The sequence below is a fragment of the Pseudomonas sp. MSSRFD41 genome, assembly GCF_014230245.1.
GTDB lineage: Bacteria > Pseudomonadota > Gammaproteobacteria > Pseudomonadales > Pseudomonadaceae > Aquipseudomonas > Aquipseudomonas piscis.
Genome location: NZ_JACKZK010000001.1, coordinates 260251 through 276443, shown reverse-complemented (window position 1 = coordinate 276443; position 16193 = coordinate 260251). Strand labels below are relative to the sequence as shown.

Below are 16193 nucleotides of genomic sequence, written 5' to 3'. Positions count from 1 at the left end.
GACTTATCCTCGAATGGCCCAGAAGGCCAGGTTCAACCCCGGGAATTCCCCCGCGACGTGGAAGGCGAAGCCACCGGAATGGGCCAGCTGCTTCCAGTGCTCGCTGCCGCGATCGAGCTCGTAGTAGGTGGAGCCCGCGTGATACGGCAACTGGCGTGGCGCCACCGGCAGCGGCAGCAGGCCGATGCCCGGCAATTGCAGGTTGACCAGGTCGCGGATGTGCTCCACCGAGCCGACCTTGCTCTGCTGGGCGAAACGCCCGCGCAGGGTCTCGCCAGGCACGTCGGCGCGCACCACCAGGATGAAGCTGGCGTTGTCCAGCAAGGTCCGGTCGGCCAGCATCGCCACGTGCACGCCGTAGGCTTTCTCGACGATCGGGATCGGCGTGGCCTTGCTGTCGATCAGCATCGACAGCGCCTCGCGCAGCGCCTGCATCACTGGGGCGTAGCTCAGTGCCAGTTCGTCATGCTGGTACTGCGGGAACTCCGCCGGACGCCGACTGCTGTTGGAAAAGGTCGAGAACTCGCCGGCCAGGCCCACCAGCTCGCTGTAGAAGCGCTCCGGATGCAGCGGGCTGATCTGGTTCAGGTGGTTGATCAGCGGCTGCGCGCGGTTGACCAATTGCAGCAGCATGAAATCGGCGATTTCCGAAGCGCCGCCGGCCCCCGAGGCCACCACGCGCCCGGCCAGGGCTTCGCCGCGCTGGTGCAGCAGGCCCAGCAGTTCGCTGCGAAAGGCGCTCAACGGTTTTGAAGCCGCCACATCCAGCAACGGCGGGATGTAGCTGTCGTCCAGCACCAGGGCGCGGTCGGCACGCTTTTCCTTGACCCGCACCACACCGACGGCGGCGTAGTCGCTCAAGCCATCCTGGGCCGTGAGCAGGCGCAGAGCACGTGCGCCGACGGCCACCGGGGCGCGGTTTTCGAAGGGCGCGTTGTCGTCACGTACCTCGCGGACCTGGCTCAGGTAGCGCGCCCCGCCCAGCTCCTCGCCTTCGTCCACGGTGTCCCGGGCGCCCGCGCGCTTGAGCGGCAGGGCCAGGTACACCAGGCCATCGCGCAGGTTGTCGTCGATGCTCAGCGGGCTCGGCGCCAGGTCATCATGGGGAATGTTGAACGGCGTGCCGTCGGGCAACAGGCCACGGGCGCTGATGATCGCCAGCTTGCCCTGGGCCAGCAGGCCCTGGTCGATGCGCAGCTCGGAAAAGCCCCAGGCGCCGATCGCCAGCGGGCGGCTGCGGGCGTCGATGAGGTTCTCCAGGTAACGGTCGTGCTGCTGGAAGTGCTGGGTTCCAATGAACATGCCTTCCGACCAGACCACTCGATTGTTCCAGGACATGGTTGCTCCGATTGCCTATTGGGCGGGGCTGGATGGGGACGCCGCGAGTTCGGCGCTGACCGCGCGCAGGTCGAGGCTGATCTGATATGCGTTGTTCAGGTGGGGCGCGGCGTTGACGCTGACCCGCCACAGGGCCCGGTCGATCTCGCGAAAACCCACCACCAGGCCGACCTGGCGAGTGGCCGGGTCCAGGGTGCGCTTGAGCGTGAACTGGTCGCCGGGCTGGACCAGCACTTCGTCCTGGTCGATCAAGTCGGGGCCCAGGGTGGCCGGGGCCCGCTCGGCCAGGGCGAAGTAGTCGGCCCGCATGAAGGCCGCCGGGTTCTTGAGCTCGAAGATCCGCACCCGCACCGGCGTGCTGCTGCCGTCAGGACTGGGGTTGAGCCCGGGCGTGGCCTGGAAATGCAATTCCACCGTGGTGGCCCCGGGTCCGTCCTTGGCCGGCTCTGCCGCTGGTGGCGGGGTGTCCTTGGCACAAGCCGCCAGTACCAGCATGGCGACCACTGTCAGTAATCGTTGAATCATCCTGCGTCCTCAATGACGTGTCAGCTGTCCGTGTATCCGTGTTTGGGGGTTCCAGGCGCGCTCAGGAACGGCGCAGCCGATGGGTGTGTTCTTCATAGGCGCGACTGAACTCGCGACCGAAGAGGTCCTGGAAATCATCCTGGGCCTCCCGGGAAATCTGCTGGTACAGCGCGGTGAACTGCTGCCAGTTCTGCGCCTGGCGCGAACCGCCGAAGAGGTTGCCCAGGCCACCGGGCTTGCTCATGCGGGCTTCAAGCTCGCTGGGCTCGAAACGCCCGAGCAGATGCTTGATCGCCGCTTCCACACCGGCCATGACCGCCAGTTGGTGAGCGCGCAAATCGTCGAAGCTGTCCTGCACCGCCTGGTCCGGAGACATGAACGCCTGGCTGCTGTGACGGAGCAACAAGAGCATCGCCTCGTCGACGTTGGGCGCGAACTTCAGCGGGTTGTTCTCCACCGGGCGGATCATCGTCTGCTGCATGCGAAATTCGCCCTTGAGGCTGCTGCGGGCACGCAACACGTCGATCAGCCCCTCGACCATCAGCCGATAGCTGCGCCCCAGGCTTTCCATCTGCGCCGCGGCCTGTTGCGGGTCGATGCGCAAGTGCTCCAGGCCAGCGCCACGCAGGAAGGCTTGCAGCAGGTCGGCTTGTGGCGCCGGTTCGCTGGCCGGCGGAGCGACCGGGGCGGCAGGGGCGACAACAGGTGCAACTGGCGCAACAGGTGCAACAGGTGCAACAGGTGCAACTGGCGCAACGGCCAAGGGTTGCGGCTGCGGCTCCTCGAATGGCGTGGCGAGCTCACCGATCTCGGGAAACGGCGTCGCGGCTGGCGGCGGCACTGGCGAGGCGAACTCGGGCAGCGGTGCGGGCGCCGGCCGGGACGGCGTCTCGGCGAACAGGTCCCAATCCTCCGGGATCATCCCTATTCCCTGGGCTGCTGGCGCGGCCGGTGGCACCTGGGGCAGCGGCTGGGGGATAGCGGTAGGCGTCGGCGGCCGGAAGTCGTGCTGCTCGGCAGGAACATGGTCGGGCTGGGTCGCTGGCGGCGTAGCGGCCGGGGTCAGGAAGTCGAACAGATCGGGGAAAGTGTCCTGGGCCGAAGCGCCCTGGAAGTGCGCCACCGGCGCCATGGAGATCGGCTCGATCGGCGTGGGCGCCGACGACTGGCGGCCCATCAGCGCCTCGAAGCTGTTGGCGTTGTCCCCGGCGAAAGCCTCGACCTGGGCCCGGCTCATGTTGAAGTCGATTCGTGCACTGATCTCGTAATCGCCGATCCGAATGATCTCGCCATCTTCCAGCAGCTCGCTGGCGCCTCGGCGCATGCGGATACCGGCGCGGACTAACTCCACACCATTAGTACTGTTATCGGTCAAGTAATAGCGGCCATCCTTGTATTGGATGACGCAATGTCGCGCGGAGACTAAGCGCTCTGGATCAGGAAGTACCCAATCGTTATCAGAACTACGGCCAATTGCCATCACTCCCTGGTTCATTAGTTTCTCAGGGCATTGACCGGGGGTAATCTTATGATAACTAGTGATAGTCAAACACAGCGACATCGCGCCTCCTTGCTGTACATCCGCGTGCGAACCGGCGTTGGGTAAAAAGTTCCGTAAAAAGATGAAAAGCCCGCAAAAATCCCTTAAATCGCACAGTTCACAGCACGTTCGCTCAACCTAACCTACACAGATGACAAAAGCCTTTCTTACGGCCTCGATTTGACCCGTCGGTCAAGGGGCCAAGTAAGGCGACATATCACTGTCATGCAAGGTGAATAGCTTACCTTGACAAGGCACAAGTACTACACCAAAAATGCACAACTTCTTGAACACGGATGATGGCTCACTAGTATCAGAGAGTCTATATAAACCAAGAAATGTGCGCGAGTTCACAATTAACTAGTGCATTAACTGCCTGACTGTCCTGCAGGCTGATAGGGAGATCGAACCAGGTGGATGTACCGATGTTGCTCGCTGCGATTTCAGCAACTTCGCCTTGTGGCGAAGACCTGGAATACGACGCGGATTTCTTGCATCTGGAGCGGTCCGCCCAGGGCCAGCCCGAGCGCAGCATGGGCGACTCGATTCTCCCGGCCGAACCGCCGGAGTGGCGCGGCATCCAGCAGCAGAGCCTGGACTTGCTGTCTCGCAGCAAGGACCTGCGTATCACCCATTTCCTGCTCCAGAGCACCCTGGCCCTCGAAGGCCTGCCGGGCCTGGCCACCAGCCTCGAGCTGATCGACGGCCTGTTGCGCGACTACTGGGAGCAACTGCATCCACGCCTGGACGCCGACGACGACAACGATCCCACCGTCCGTATCAACGCCCTCGCCGGCCTGGCTTCCGATACCACCATCGGCCTGCTGCGCGACGCCATCCTCACCCGCTCCCGGACCTTCGGCCCGGTCAGCGTGCGGGCCGCCCTGAACGCGGCCGGCCTGCAGCATTTTTCCGGCGAGAGCCTGGGTTCCGACCATCTGGCCGGCGCGCTGCAAGACAGCGATCCCGAGCACCTGGATGCCATTCGCCACGCCTTGAGCAGCGCTCGCTCGGCGGTCGAGTCCATCGAGAAGCAGGTCAGCGAACAGGTCGGCTCCGCCAGTGGCGTCGACCTCAGCGCCCTCAAGCAACCGCTGCGCCTGGCGCTGCAGGTACTGGGCCAGCACGCTCCGCAGGCGCCCGACAGCCCCGCCGAAGCCGAGGCCGAGCCTGCGCCCGGCCAAGAGCCCAGCGCGCCCATGACACCGGCCCAGCCCCGGGTTTCGGGGGAGATCAACAGCCGCGACGACGTGCTGCGCAGCCTCGACCGATTGCTGGCCTACTACAGCCGCCACGAGCCCTCGAGCCCGCTACCGGTGTTGCTCAACCGGGCCAAGAACCTGGTCAATGCCGACTTCGCGGCCATCGTGCGCAACCTGATCCCCGACGGCATGTCCCAATTTGAAAACCTGCGCGGCCCCGAATCCGACTAATCCCGGACGGGCCGAACAGTAACGTCAACGGCAATCACCGACCGACGCCAACACCGTCGCAGCAGCGACCAGGAGCACAACGTGGCGAAGCAAAGTTCTCAGAAATTCATCGCGCGCAACCGCGCGCCCCGGGTACAGATCGAATACGACGTCGAGCTCTACGGCGCCGAGAAAAAGGTCCAGCTGCCCTTCGTCATGGGCGTCATGGCCGATCTGGCGGGCAAGCCGGCCGAGCCCCTGGCCCCGGTGGCCGACCGCAAGTTCCTGGAAATCGACGTCGACAACTTCGACTCGCGCCTCAAGGCGATGAAGCCACGGGTGGCGTTCCACGTGCCCAACGAGCTGACCGGCGAAGGCAACCTGAGCCTGGACATCACCTTCGAGAGCATGGACGACTTCAGCCCTGCGGCGGTGGCGCGCAAGGTCGACTCGCTGAACCAGCTGCTCGAAGCCCGTACCCAGCTGGCCAACCTGCTGACCTACATGGACGGCAAGACCGGCGCCGAAGAAATCATCATGAAAGCCATCAAGGATCCGGCGTTGCTCCAGGCCCTGGCGAGTGCGCCAAAGCCTGTGGACTCCGAGCCGAACGCTTAATCAGGACCAACGATCATGACCGAATTGATGCGTGACAATCAGGCGCAACCCGGCGCCACCGAACAGGCCAGCGAATTCGCCTCGCTGCTGCTGCAAGAGTTCAAGCCCAAGACCGAACGCGCTCGCGAAGCCGTGGAGACCGCGGTCCGTACCCTGGCCGAACAGGCCCTGGCGCAGACCGACCTGGTGTCCAACGACGCGATCAAGTCGATCGAGTCGATCATCGCGGCCATCGACGCCAAGCTCACCGCCCAGGTCAACCAGGTGATCCATCACCCGGAATTCCAGCAGCTGGAAAGCGCCTGGCGCGGCCTGCACTACCTGGTCAACAACACCGAGACCGACGAGCAACTGAAGATCCGCGTGCTCAACATCTCCAAGCCGGAGCTGCACAAGACCCTGAAGAAATTCAAGGGCACGGCCTGGGACCAGAGCCCGATGTTCAAGAAGATGTACGAAGAGGAATACGGCCAGTTCGGCGGCGAGCCTTACGGCTGCCTGGTGGGCGACTACTACTTCGACCAGTCGCCACCGGATGTCGAGCTCCTGGGCGAGCTGTCCAAGGTCTGCGCAGCCATGCACGCGCCATTCATCTCCGCGGCTTCGCCGACCGTGATGGGCATGGGCTCGTGGCAGGAACTGTCCAACCCACGGGACCTGACCAAGATCTTCACCACCCCGGAATACGCCGGCTGGCGCTCCCTGCGTGAATCGGAAGACTCGCGCTACATCGGCCTGACCATGCCGCGCTTCCTGGCACGCCTGCCTTACGGCGCCAAGACCGATCCGGTGGAAGCCTTCGCCTTCGAAGAGAACACCGACGGCGCCGACAGCTCCAAGTACACCTGGGCCAACGCGGCCTACGCCATGGCGGTGAACATCAACCGTTCGTTCAAGCACTTCGGCTGGTGCTCGCGGATCCGCGGCGTGGAGTCCGGCGGCGAGGTGGAGAACCTGCCGGCGCACACCTTCCCCACCGACGACGGTGGCGTGGACATGAAGTGCCCGACCGAGATCGCCATCTCCGACCGGCGCGAGGCGGAGCTGGCCAAGAACGGCTTCATGCCGCTGCTGCACAAGAAGAACACCGACTTCGCGGCCTTCATCGGCGCCCAGTCGCTGCAGAAACCGGCCGAGTACGACGATCCGGACGCCACCGCCAATGCCAACCTGGCCGCGCGCCTGCCGTACCTGTTCGCCACCTGCCGCTTCGCCCACTACCTCAAGTGCATCGTGCGCGACAAGATCGGCTCCTTCAAAGAGAAGGACGAGATGCAGCGCTGGTTGCAGGACTGGATCCTCAACTACGTCGATGGCGACCCGGCGCACTCCACCGAGACCACCAAGGCCCAGCACCCGCTGGCCGCGGCGGAAGTGGTGGTCGAGGAAGTCGAAGGCAACCCGGGCTACTACAACTCCAAGTTCTTCCTGCGTCCGCACTACCAGCTCGAAGGACTGACCGTTTCGCTGCGCCTGGTTTCCAAGCTGCCATCGGCAAAAGGCGCCTGACACCCCAACTAGCGGCCGCTGACCGAATGCCGGCGGCCGCCAAGCCGAACAAACATCGTGGCAAGGGCCACACAGGGAGAAAACATGGCTGTTGATATTTTCATCAAGATCGGTGACATCAAGGGCGAGTCCATGGACAAGATCCATAAGGACGAGATCGATGTGCTGAACTGGAGCTGGGGCATGTCCCAGTCCGGCAACATGCACGTTGGCGGTGGCGGCGGCGCGGGCAAGGTCAACATCCAGGACCTGTCGTTGACCAAGTACGTCGACAAGGCTTCGCCGAACCTGATGATGCACTGCTCCAGCGGCAAGCACATCGACAAGGTGCGCCTGACCGTGCGCAAGGCCGGCGGTGAAAGCCAGGTCGAGTACATGATCATCGACCTGGAAGAAGTGCTGATCACTTCCCTGAGCACCGGTGGTTCGGGCAGCGACGATCGCCTGACCGAGAACATCACCCTGAACTTCGCCCAGGTGGCGGTCGAGTACCAGCCGCAGAAAGCCGACGGCACCAAGGACGGCGGCCCGATCAAATACGGCTGGAACATCCGCTCGAACACCAAGCGCTGATCCACTGCGGCCGCGTCGCAGGCATCCCGAGGCCCGGGCAACGTCCCGGGTCTCGTCGCCTGCGGCAGCGGCTACAGGTTGGCGCGTTTTGAGGCTGCATCCATTTTCCTGACGTCCTGCCTGCGCAATCCGATCCTGGAGCGAACCCCGTGGTAACCGACATCGCCGCTCGCGATCGCTTGCAACCTTCCCTGCTGGATCGTCTGACCGACGACGAACCCGGCAACCTGAAAGAAAGCCCGGACAAGCGCGTCCTGTCCCTGAGCCAGCTCAAGGCCTCGGTCCTGCGCGATCTCGCCTGGCTGCTCAACACCACCTCATTGCTCGAAGCCGACGCCACCCTGCACACCCCCGCCGGCACCTCGGTGGTCAACTACGGCCTGCCGGCCCTGGCCGGGTACAGCGCGTCGAGCATCGATATCCCGGCCCTGGAGAACCTGATCCACCAGGCCATCGCCACCTTCGAACCGCGGATCCTGCGCAACACCTTGCGGGTCCGCGCGCGCACCGCGCCCGGCGAGATGAACCACAACGCCCTGAGTTTCGAGATCGAAGGCGACCTGTGGGCGCAACCGATGCCCCTGCGCCTGTTGCTGCAAACCGACATGGACCTGGAATCCGGGCATGTCCGGGTGGTCCAGGGCGATTCCCGGAGGCGCCCATGAACCCGCGCCTGCTGGACCTGTACAACCAGGAATTGCACCACGTGCGCGAGAGCGCCGCGGAGTTCGCCAAGGAATACCCGAAGATCGCCAGCCGCCTGACCCTGTCGGGCATGGACTGCGCCGACCCCTATGTCGAGCGCCTGCTGGAAGGCTTCGCCTACCTGGCGGCCCGGGTGCAACTCAAGCTCGATGCCGAATACCCGACCTTCACCCATAACCTGCTGGAGATCGCCTACCCGCACTACCTGGCGCCGACCCCGTCGATGACCGTGGTGCAATTGCAGACCGATCCCGACGAAGGCAGCCTGGGCAGCGGCTTCACCCTGGAGCGTGGCATCAGCCTGCGCGCGGCCCTAGGTCGCGACACCCAGACCTGCTGTGAATACCGCACCGCCCACCCGGTGACCCTGTGGCCGCTGCAAGTGAGCCAGGCCGAATACTTCGGCAACCCCTCGGCGGTACTCGGGCGCCTGGCCGCCAGCGAACCCAAGGCCAAGGCCGGGCTGCGCCTGACCCTGCGCACCGGCGCCGAGCTGCCATTTTGCAGCCTGGCCCTGGACGAGCTGCCGCTGTACCTGAACGGCAACGACGAGCTGCCGTTCCGTCTCTACGAACAACTGCTGGGCAACGCCTGCGCGATCTTCGCCCGGGCCCCGGGTGGCGACTGGGTCGAACGCCTGCCCCAGGACGCCCTGCGCTCGCGGGGTTTCGACGACCGCGACGCGGCGCTGCCAGTGGTGCCCCAGGCGTTCCAGGGCTATCGCCTGTTGCAGGAATACTTCGCCCTGCCCAACCGCTTCCTGTTCGTCGAGTTCGCCCAGCTGGGCCGCGCGGTGCAGCGTTGCACCGGCCAGGAGCTGGAGCTGATCGTGCTGTTCGAGCGCTTCGAGCAGAGCCTGGAAGGCAGCGTCGGCAGCAACCAGTTCGTGCCCTTCTGCACCCCGGCGATCAACCTGTTTCCCAAGCGCCTGGACCGCATCCACTTGTCCGACCGGGTCAACGAGCACCATGTGATCGCCGACCGTACCCGGCCGATGGACTATGAAGTGCATTCGTTGAGCACCCTCAGCGGCCACGGCACCGGGCCGGAGCAGCCGTTCCTGCCGTTCTATGCGGTGCGCGATCCGTCGCGCTATGGCCGTGACCAGGCCTACTACATCCTGCGGCGCGAACCCCGGGTGCTGTCCAGCGACCAGCGCCGCAACGGCCCGCGCTCGACCTACATCGGCAGCGAATCCTTCGTCAGCCTGGTGGACAGCCAGCAGGCGCCCTATCGCCATGACCTGCGCCAGCTCGGGGTCAGCGCCCTGTGCACCAACCGCGACCTGCCGCTGTTCATGAACGTGGGCAGCGGCAAGACCGACTTCACCCTGGCCGACAGCGCCCCGGTGCAGGCCATCCGCTGCCTGGCCGGACCGAGCCGGCCACGTCCCAGCCACGCCCATGACGGCAAGGCCTGGCGCCTGATCAGCCAGCTGTCGCTGAACTACCTGTCGCTCGCCGAACAGGGCCAGGGCGCGGCGGCCCTGCGCGAGCTGCTGCGCTTGTATGGCGACAGCAACGACGCGGCCCTGCAACTGCAGATCGAAGGCCTGCGCGAGGTCAGCAGCAAGGCGGTGACGCGGCGCCTGCCGATGCCTGGGCCGATCGTCTTCGGACGGGGCCTGGAGATCACCCTGGAATTCGATGAAAACGCGTTTCGCGGCACCGGGGTGTTCCTGCTCGGGGCCGTGTTCGAGCGCTTCCTGGCACGCTACGTGTCGATCAACAGTTTTACCGAGACGGTGATCCGTACCACCGAACGCGGCGAGATCATGCGATGGAAAGCCAAGCCCGGACGTCGTCCGACTCTTTGAATACGCTGGCGGCGATGCACGCCGAGCCCTGGGAGTACGACTTCTTCCAGGCCCTGCGGCGTATCGAATGCCTGTCGCCGCAACTGCCGCGCTTCGGTCACTCCCTGCGCCTGGCGGACGATCCGCTGCGCCTGGGCCAACAGGCCGATTGCACCTTCGCCCCGGCGACCCTGGCCTCGGTCACCCCCGGCAACGACGGCGCCAGCACCCGCCTGGAGCAGTTCTTCTTCGGCCTGGGCGGTCCCAATGGGCCGATGCCGCTGCACTTCACCGAATACGTGCGCGAGCGCCAGCGCAACAACGCCGACAGCACCAGCAAGCGCTTCCTGGACGTATTCCACCATCGCCTGCTGAGCCTGTTCTATCGCGCCTGGGCCGAAGCGCGGCCGACGGTCAGCCACGATCGCCCGGACGACGACTACTGGTCGGCGCGCCTGGCGGCCCTGAGCGGCCGGGGCATGCGAAGCCTGCTCAAGCAGGGGCTGATCGCCGACACCGCCAAGCTGCACTACAGCGGCCATCTCTCGGCCCAGACCCGCTACCCCGACGGCCTGCGGGCGATCATCGGCGAGTATTTCGGCCTGCCGGTGGCGATCGAGGAATACGTCGGCCAGTGGCTGGAGTTGCCCGAGCGTAGCCGGCTCGGGGTCCAGGCCCACCAGCTGGGCGTGGACTTCTGCCTGGGCAGCCACGTCTGGGACCGCCAGCACAAATTCCGCATCCGCCTCGGTCCGCTGAAGCTGGACGACTACCTGGGGATGCTCCCTGACGGCCAGCAGTTCAAGGAGCTGGTGGCTTGGGTCGCCGAATACCTGGGCCACGAACTGGACTGGGACCTGAACCTGGTCCTGCGCAAGGACGAGGTCCCCCAACTGCAACTCAATGGCCGCCAGCGCCTGGGTTTCAACACCTGGCTCGGGCGTCCCGGCAGCGATGCCGAAGACCTCATTCTGGCCCGGCACTACGCCGATCAGGCCACTACCTCACAAACACCAAGGAGCACAGAGCATGGGTGAAATCAGTCGCGCGGCGCTGTTCGGCAAACTCAACAGCGTTGCCTACAAAGCCATCGAAGCCGCCACGGTCTTCTGCAAGTTGCGGGGCAACCCCTATGTGGAGCTGGCCCACTGGTTCCACCAGTTGCTGCAGCTGCAGGACTCGGACCTGCACCGCATCATCCGCCAGTTCAACCTGGAGCCGGCGCGCCTGGCCAAGGACCTGACCGAGGCCCTGGACCGCCTGCCCCGGGGCTCGACCTCGATCACCGACCTGTCGTCCCACGTCGAGGAAGCGGTGGAGCGCGGCTGGGTCTACGGCAGCCTGATGTTCGGCGAGAGCCAGGTACGCACCGGCTACCTGGTGATCGGCATCCTCAAGACCCCAAGCCTGCGCCATGCGCTGCTGGGGCTATCGAAGGAGTTCGACAAGATCAAGGTCGAGAGCCTGGCCGAGCGCTTCGACGAATACATCGGCGACTCGCCGGAAAACGCCCTGGCGGCCAGCGATGGCTTCAATGCCGGCGCGGTGCCCGGCGAAGCCAGCGGCGCCATGGCCCCCAGCGCCCTGGGCAAGCAGGAAGCGCTCAAGCGCTTCACCGTGGACCTGACCGAACAGGCCCGCAGCGGCAAGCTCGACCCCATCGTCGGCCGTGACGAAGAGATCCGCCAGCTGGTGGACATCCTCATGCGCCGCCGGCAGAACAACCCGATCCTCACCGGCGAGGCCGGGGTGGGCAAGACCGCCGTGGTCGAAGGTTTCGCCCTGCGCATCGTCGCCGGCGACGTGCCACCGGCGCTCAAGGACGTCGAACTGCGCAGCCTCGACGTCGGCCTGCTGCAGGCCGGCGCCAGCATGAAGGGCGAATTCGAACAGCGCCTGCGCCAGGTCATCGAGGACGTCCAGGCCTCGCCCAAGCCGATCATCCTGTTCATCGACGAAGCCCATACCCTGGTCGGCGCCGGGGGCGCCGCCGGCACCGGCGACGCGGCCAACCTGCTCAAGCCGGCCCTGGCCCGCGGCACCCTGCGCACCGTGGCCGCCACCACCTGGGCCGAGTACAAGAAGCACATCGAGAAAGACCCGGCCCTGACCCGGCGCTTCCAGGTGGTACAAGTGGCCGAGCCCTCGGAAGACAAGGCGCTGCTGATGATGCGCGGCGTGGCCTCGACCATGGAACAGCACCACCAGGTACAGATCCTCGACGAAGCCCTGGAGGCGGCGGTCAAGCTGTCCCATCGCTACATCCCGGCGCGCCAGTTGCCGGACAAGTCGGTGAGCCTGCTGGACACCGCCTGCGCCCGAGTCGCCATCAGCCTGCATGCGGTGCCGGCCGAGGTGGACGACAGCCGTCGGCGCATCGAAGCGCTGGAAACCGAACTGCAGATCATCGCCCGGGAACAGGCGATCGGCGTCGCCATCGGCCAGCGCCAGGTCAACAGCGAGAACCTGCTGGCCGCCGAGCGTGAGCGCCTGGCCGAGCTGGAAAGCCGCTGGAGCGAAGAAAAGACCCTGGTGGACGAGTTGCTGGCCACCCGCGCCCAACTGCGCGAGAACGTCGGCCTGGTGGACAGCGACGCGGGCGATGAAGGCCACGGCCTGCGCGAGAAACTGGTGGACCTGCAACAACGCCTCAGCGCCCTGCAGGGCGAGAACCCGCTGATCCTGCCGACCGTGGACTACCAGGCGGTGGCCTCGGTGGTGGCCGACTGGACCGGGATCCCGGTGGGTCGCATGGCCCGCAACGAAATCGAGACTGTGCTCAACCTCGACCAGCACCTGAAGAAGCGCATCATCGGCCAGGACCACGCCCTGCAGATGATCGCCAAGCGCATCCAGACCTCCCGCGCGGGCCTGGACAACCCCAACAAGCCGATCGGCGTGTTCATGCTCGCCGGCACCTCCGGGGTGGGCAAGACCGAGACCGCCCTGGCCCTGGCCGAAGCCATGTACGGCGGCGAGCAGAACGTCATCACCATCAACATGAGCGAGTTCCAGGAAGCCCACACCGTCTCCACCCTCAAGGGCGCCCCGCCCGGCTACGTCGGCTACGGCGAAGGTGGCGTGCTGACCGAGGCCGTAAGGCGCAAGCCCTACAGCGTGGTGCTGCTCGATGAAGTGGAAAAAGCCCACCCGGACGTGCACGAGATCTTCTTCCAGGTATTCGACAAGGGCGTCATGGAAGACGGCGAAGGCCGCATGATCGACTTCAAGAACACCCTGATCCTGCTCACCACCAACGCCGGCACCGAGCTGATCGCCGATGTCTGCAAGAACCCGCAGGACGTGCCGGAGCCGGAAGAGATCGCCAAGGCCCTGCGCCAGCCGCTGCTGGAGATCTTCCCGCCGGCACTGCTGGGCCGCCTGGTGACCATCCCCTACTACCCGCTGAGCGACGAGATGCTCAAGGCCATCACCCGCCTGCAGCTGGGGCGGATCAAGAAACGCGTGGAGAGCACCCACAAGGTGGGCTTCGACTTCGACGACGCGGTGGTCGACCTGATCGTCTCGCGCTGCACCGAGACCGAAAGCGGTGGCCGCATGATCGACGCCATCCTGACCAACAGCCTGCTGCCGGACATGAGCCGCGAGTTCCTCACGCGCATGCTCGAAGGCAAGGCCCTGGCCGGAGTGCGCATCAGCCAGCGGGACAACGAACTGCACTACGACTTCAGCGAGCCAAACTAAGAGTCAGCGGCAAGCGGCAAGCTCCAGGCTTGTAGCTAGCAACTTGCAGCTTGCCGCTGCTTTCCCCCTTCAACGAGACTGACGATGCTATTTCAGCAATCCACACGACTGGCGCAGGTCAACTGCCCCCTGGGCCCGGATGTCCTGCTGCTCAAGAGCATGGGCGGCGGCGAGGAGCTGGGGCGCCTGTTCGACTACCAGCTGCAACTGACTTCCAGCGACGCGGCCATCGACCTCAACCAGCTGCTGGGCAAGCCCATGGGCTTGAGCGTGCAGCTGGACGGCGGAGGCCAGCGGCATTTCCACGGCATCGTGGCGCGTTGCAGCCAGAACATCGACACCGGCCAGTTCGCCAGCTACCAGGTGACGCTGCGGCCCTGGCTGTGGTTGCTCAGCCGCACCTCCGACTGCCGGATTTTCCAGAACCTGAGCATTCCGCAGATCATCAAGCAGGTGTTCCGCGACCTGGGTTTCTCGGATTTCGAAGACGCCCTGAGCCGTCCCTACCGCGAGTGGGAATACTGCGTGCAGTACCGGGAGACCAGCTTCGACTTCGTCAGCCGGTTGATGGAGCAGGAAGGCATCTACTACTTCTTCCGCCACGAGAAGGACCGCCATGTGCTGGTGCTCGCCGACGCCTACGGCGCCCACGGCAGCGTGCCCGGCTACGCCTCGGTGCCCTACTACCCCCGCGACGAACAGCAACGCGAGCGCGACCATATCTTCGACTGGCACCTGGCCCAGGAAGTCCAGCCCGGCTCCCTGGAGCTCAACGACTACGACTTCCAGCGCCCCAGCGCGCGGATCGACGTGCGCTCGGCCATGCCGCGCCCGCACACCGGCGGCGACTATCCGCTGTACGACTATCCCGGCACCTACGTACAGAGCAGCGACGGCGAGCACTATGCGCAGACCCGCATCGAGGCCCTGCAAAGCCTGCACGAGCGCATCGAGCTCAGCGGCAACGCCCGTGGCCTGGGAGTGGGCAACCTGTTCAGCCTCACCGGCTTCAGCCGCCAGGACCAGAACCGCGAGTACCTGATCGTCGGCATCCGCTACTACCTGGTCCAGGAAAGCCTGGAGAGCGGCGGCGGCGGTGGTGGCGCGCAGTTCGAAAGCCACCTGACCTGCATCGACTCCCAGCAGAGCTTCCGGCCCCTGGCCAGCACCCACAAGCCGCTGGTCCAGGGCCCGCAGACCGCGCGGGTGGTGGGTCCTGCCGGCGAGGAGATCTGGACCGACCAGTACGGCCGGGTCAAGGTGCACTTCCACTGGGATCGCCATGACCAGTCCAACGAAAACAGCTCCTGCTGGATCCGCGTGTCCCAGGCCTGGGCCGGCAAGAACTGGGGCTCGATGCAGATCCCGCGGATCGGCCAGGAGGTCATCGTCAGCTTCCTCGAGGGTGACCCCGACCGCCCGATCATTACCGGCCGGGTGTACAACGCCGAGCAGACCGTGCCCTACGACCTGCCGGCCAATGCGACCCAGAGCGGCATGAAGAGCCGCTCGAGCAAGGGCGGCTCGCCGGCCAACTTCAACGAAATCCGCATGGAGGACAAGAAGGGCGCCGAGCAGCTGTACATCCATGCCGAGCGCAACCAGGACATCGTGGTCGAGGTCAACGAGAGCCACTCGGTGGGCAACAACCGCAACAAGAGCATCGGCCACGACGAGTTCGTGACCATCGGCAACAAGCGGGTGCGCATCGTCCGGCACGTGGATGAACTGACGGTGGGCGAGAAGAAACTCGACAGCATCGGCCAGAGCTACGTGATCGAGGTCGGCGAGCGCCTGCGCCTGGTCTGCGGCGCCAGCATCCTGGAGCTCAACGCCAGCGGCCAGATCAACCTGTGCGGGGTCAACATCAGCGTCCACGCCTCCAGCGACGCGCAGATCAATACCGGCGGCGTATTGCACCTGAACAATGGCGGCGGCCCGGGCACCACCACTGAAGGCCAGGGCGTACAAGGCGCCATTACTGCCAAGGTCAGCGCGGTCTTCCCCGCCCCCAAGGGTTAATCAAAGGACACATGGGTCATGACCTATCGCCTCAACGAACTGCAGTTCCAGCCGCCAGCCGGCGAACTGCAGGACGCCTCGATCAACATCCTCAAGTTCCCGGACCTGGGCACTTCGCTGATCGTCAGCCGCAGCCTGCTGGGCGACGGCGAAACCCTGGAGAGCAGCCTGGCCAGCCAACTGCAACGCCTGGAGCAGCAGGTGCAGGAGCTGCGCGCGCAGGCACCGCAGCCAGTGCTGGTGGGGCCGGCCAAGGAGATCCAGGCCATGGAGCTGCGCAGCCAGTTCAACAAGGGCAAGGAACGCGTATTCCAGTACCAGCTGGCGCTGGTGCTACCCGGCACCCGACAGATGCTCGCCATGAGCTACGTCAAGGCCCAGAAGCTCGGCGACGCCGAAGCCGCGCATTGGCAGCAGATCAAGAACACCCTGGTCCTGGGCTGAGGCTCGC

At 65.3% G+C, this 16193-nt stretch carries 13 protein-coding genes; 10 read left to right on the top strand and 3 right to left on the bottom strand.

Features of this window, described 5'->3' with window-relative positions; translation table 11 throughout:
* Positions 1–3: 3 nt before the first annotated feature.
* The 3 genes from tssK to tagH form a co-directional block, all read right to left on the bottom strand.
* A complete protein-coding gene (gene tssK, locus H7A76_RS01320) occupies positions 4–1338 on the bottom strand; it encodes a type VI secretion system baseplate subunit TssK (RefSeq protein WP_185696865.1) in 1335 nt (444 codons plus the stop codon).
* Positions 1339–1353: 15 nt separating this feature from the next.
* A complete protein-coding gene (tssJ, locus tag H7A76_RS01315; protein ID WP_185696864.1) occupies positions 1354–1863 on the bottom strand; it encodes a type VI secretion system lipoprotein TssJ in 510 nt (169 codons plus the stop codon).
* 61 nt (positions 1864–1924) lie between these two features.
* Positions 1925–3424 (bottom strand): type VI secretion system-associated FHA domain protein TagH, encoded by a 1500-nt coding sequence (gene tagH / locus H7A76_RS01310; RefSeq protein WP_185696863.1) that lies wholly within the window; start codon positions 3422–3424, stop codon positions 1925–1927.
* Between the two features lie 392 nt (positions 3425–3816).
* Between tagH and tssA the strand changes: the two genes are divergently transcribed.
* The 10 genes from tssA (at position 3817) to H7A76_RS01260 (ending at position 16186) form a co-directional block, all read left to right on the top strand.
* Entirely contained in the window at positions 3817–4836 is a 1020-nt protein-coding gene (tssA, locus tag H7A76_RS01305; protein ID WP_185696862.1) for a type VI secretion system protein TssA, read from the top strand.
* A gap of 81 nt (positions 4837–4917) precedes the next feature.
* Complete coding sequence (gene tssB, locus H7A76_RS01300; protein ID WP_185696861.1) at positions 4918–5433, top strand: type VI secretion system contractile sheath small subunit; 516 nt, start codon at positions 4918–4920, stop codon at positions 5431–5433.
* Positions 5434–5448: 15 nt separating this feature from the next.
* Positions 5449–6942, top strand: coding sequence for a type VI secretion system contractile sheath large subunit (gene tssC / locus H7A76_RS01295; protein WP_022641869.1), 1494 nt, complete (start codon positions 5449–5451; stop codon positions 6940–6942).
* An 84-nt stretch (positions 6943–7026) separates the two neighbouring features.
* Positions 7027–7515: an Hcp family type VI secretion system effector gene (locus H7A76_RS01290; protein WP_185696860.1), complete on the top strand. Its 489-nt coding sequence runs from the start codon at positions 7027–7029 to the stop codon at positions 7513–7515.
* Between the two features lie 149 nt (positions 7516–7664).
* Entirely contained in the window at positions 7665–8180 is a 516-nt protein-coding gene (gene tssE / locus H7A76_RS01285) for a type VI secretion system baseplate subunit TssE (RefSeq protein ID WP_185696859.1), read from the top strand.
* A complete protein-coding gene (gene tssF / locus H7A76_RS01280; protein WP_185696858.1) occupies positions 8177–10036 on the top strand; it encodes a type VI secretion system baseplate subunit TssF in 1860 nt (619 codons plus the stop codon). Before tssE ends, tssF begins: the two co-directional genes overlap by 4 nt.
* Positions 10000–11052, top strand: a complete 1053-nt coding sequence (gene tssG, locus H7A76_RS01275; protein ID WP_185696857.1) for a type VI secretion system baseplate subunit TssG — start codon at positions 10000–10002, stop codon at positions 11050–11052. The genes tssF and tssG overlap by 37 nt, the downstream gene beginning before the upstream one ends.
* Entirely contained in the window at positions 11045–13720 is a 2676-nt protein-coding gene (gene tssH / locus H7A76_RS01270) for a type VI secretion system ATPase TssH (protein ID WP_185696856.1), read from the top strand. The genes tssG and tssH overlap by 8 nt, the downstream gene beginning before the upstream one ends.
* Before the next feature lie 84 nt (positions 13721–13804).
* Positions 13805–15742 (top strand): type VI secretion system Vgr family protein, encoded by a 1938-nt coding sequence (locus H7A76_RS01265; RefSeq protein ID WP_185696855.1) that lies wholly within the window; start codon positions 13805–13807, stop codon positions 15740–15742.
* Positions 15743–15760: 18 nt separating this feature from the next.
* On the top strand, positions 15761–16186 hold the full coding sequence (locus tag H7A76_RS01260) for a DcrB-related protein (protein ID WP_185696854.1): 426 nt from the start codon (positions 15761–15763) through the stop codon (positions 16184–16186).
* Positions 16187–16193: the final 7 nt, after the last annotated feature.

Bases quoted from the DNA above. Each gene is read 5' to 3' on its own strand.
- tssK (WP_185696865.1), bottom strand. From the start codon at position 1,338: ATGTCCTGGAACAATCGAGTGGTCTGGTCGGAAGGCATGTTCATTGGA.
- tssJ (WP_185696864.1), bottom strand. From the start codon at position 1,863: ATGATTCAACGATTACTGACAGTGGTCGCCATGCTGGTACTGGCGGCT.
- tagH (WP_185696863.1), bottom strand. From the start codon at position 3,424: ATGTCGCTGTGTTTGACTATCACTAGTTATCATAAGATTACCCCCGGT.
- tssC (WP_022641869.1), top strand. From the start codon at position 5,449: ATGACCGAATTGATGCGTGACAATCAGGCGCAACCCGGCGCCACCGAA.
- H7A76_RS01290 (WP_185696860.1), top strand. From the start codon at position 7,027: ATGGCTGTTGATATTTTCATCAAGATCGGTGACATCAAGGGCGAGTCC.
- tssF (WP_185696858.1), top strand. From the start codon at position 8,177: ATGAACCCGCGCCTGCTGGACCTGTACAACCAGGAATTGCACCACGTG.
- tssG (WP_185696857.1), top strand. From the start codon at position 10,000: ATGGAAAGCCAAGCCCGGACGTCGTCCGACTCTTTGAATACGCTGGCG.
- tssH (WP_185696856.1), top strand. From the start codon at position 11,045: ATGGGTGAAATCAGTCGCGCGGCGCTGTTCGGCAAACTCAACAGCGTT.
- H7A76_RS01265 (WP_185696855.1), top strand. From the start codon at position 13,805: ATGCTATTTCAGCAATCCACACGACTGGCGCAGGTCAACTGCCCCCTG.
- H7A76_RS01260 (WP_185696854.1), top strand. From the start codon at position 15,761: ATGACCTATCGCCTCAACGAACTGCAGTTCCAGCCGCCAGCCGGCGAA.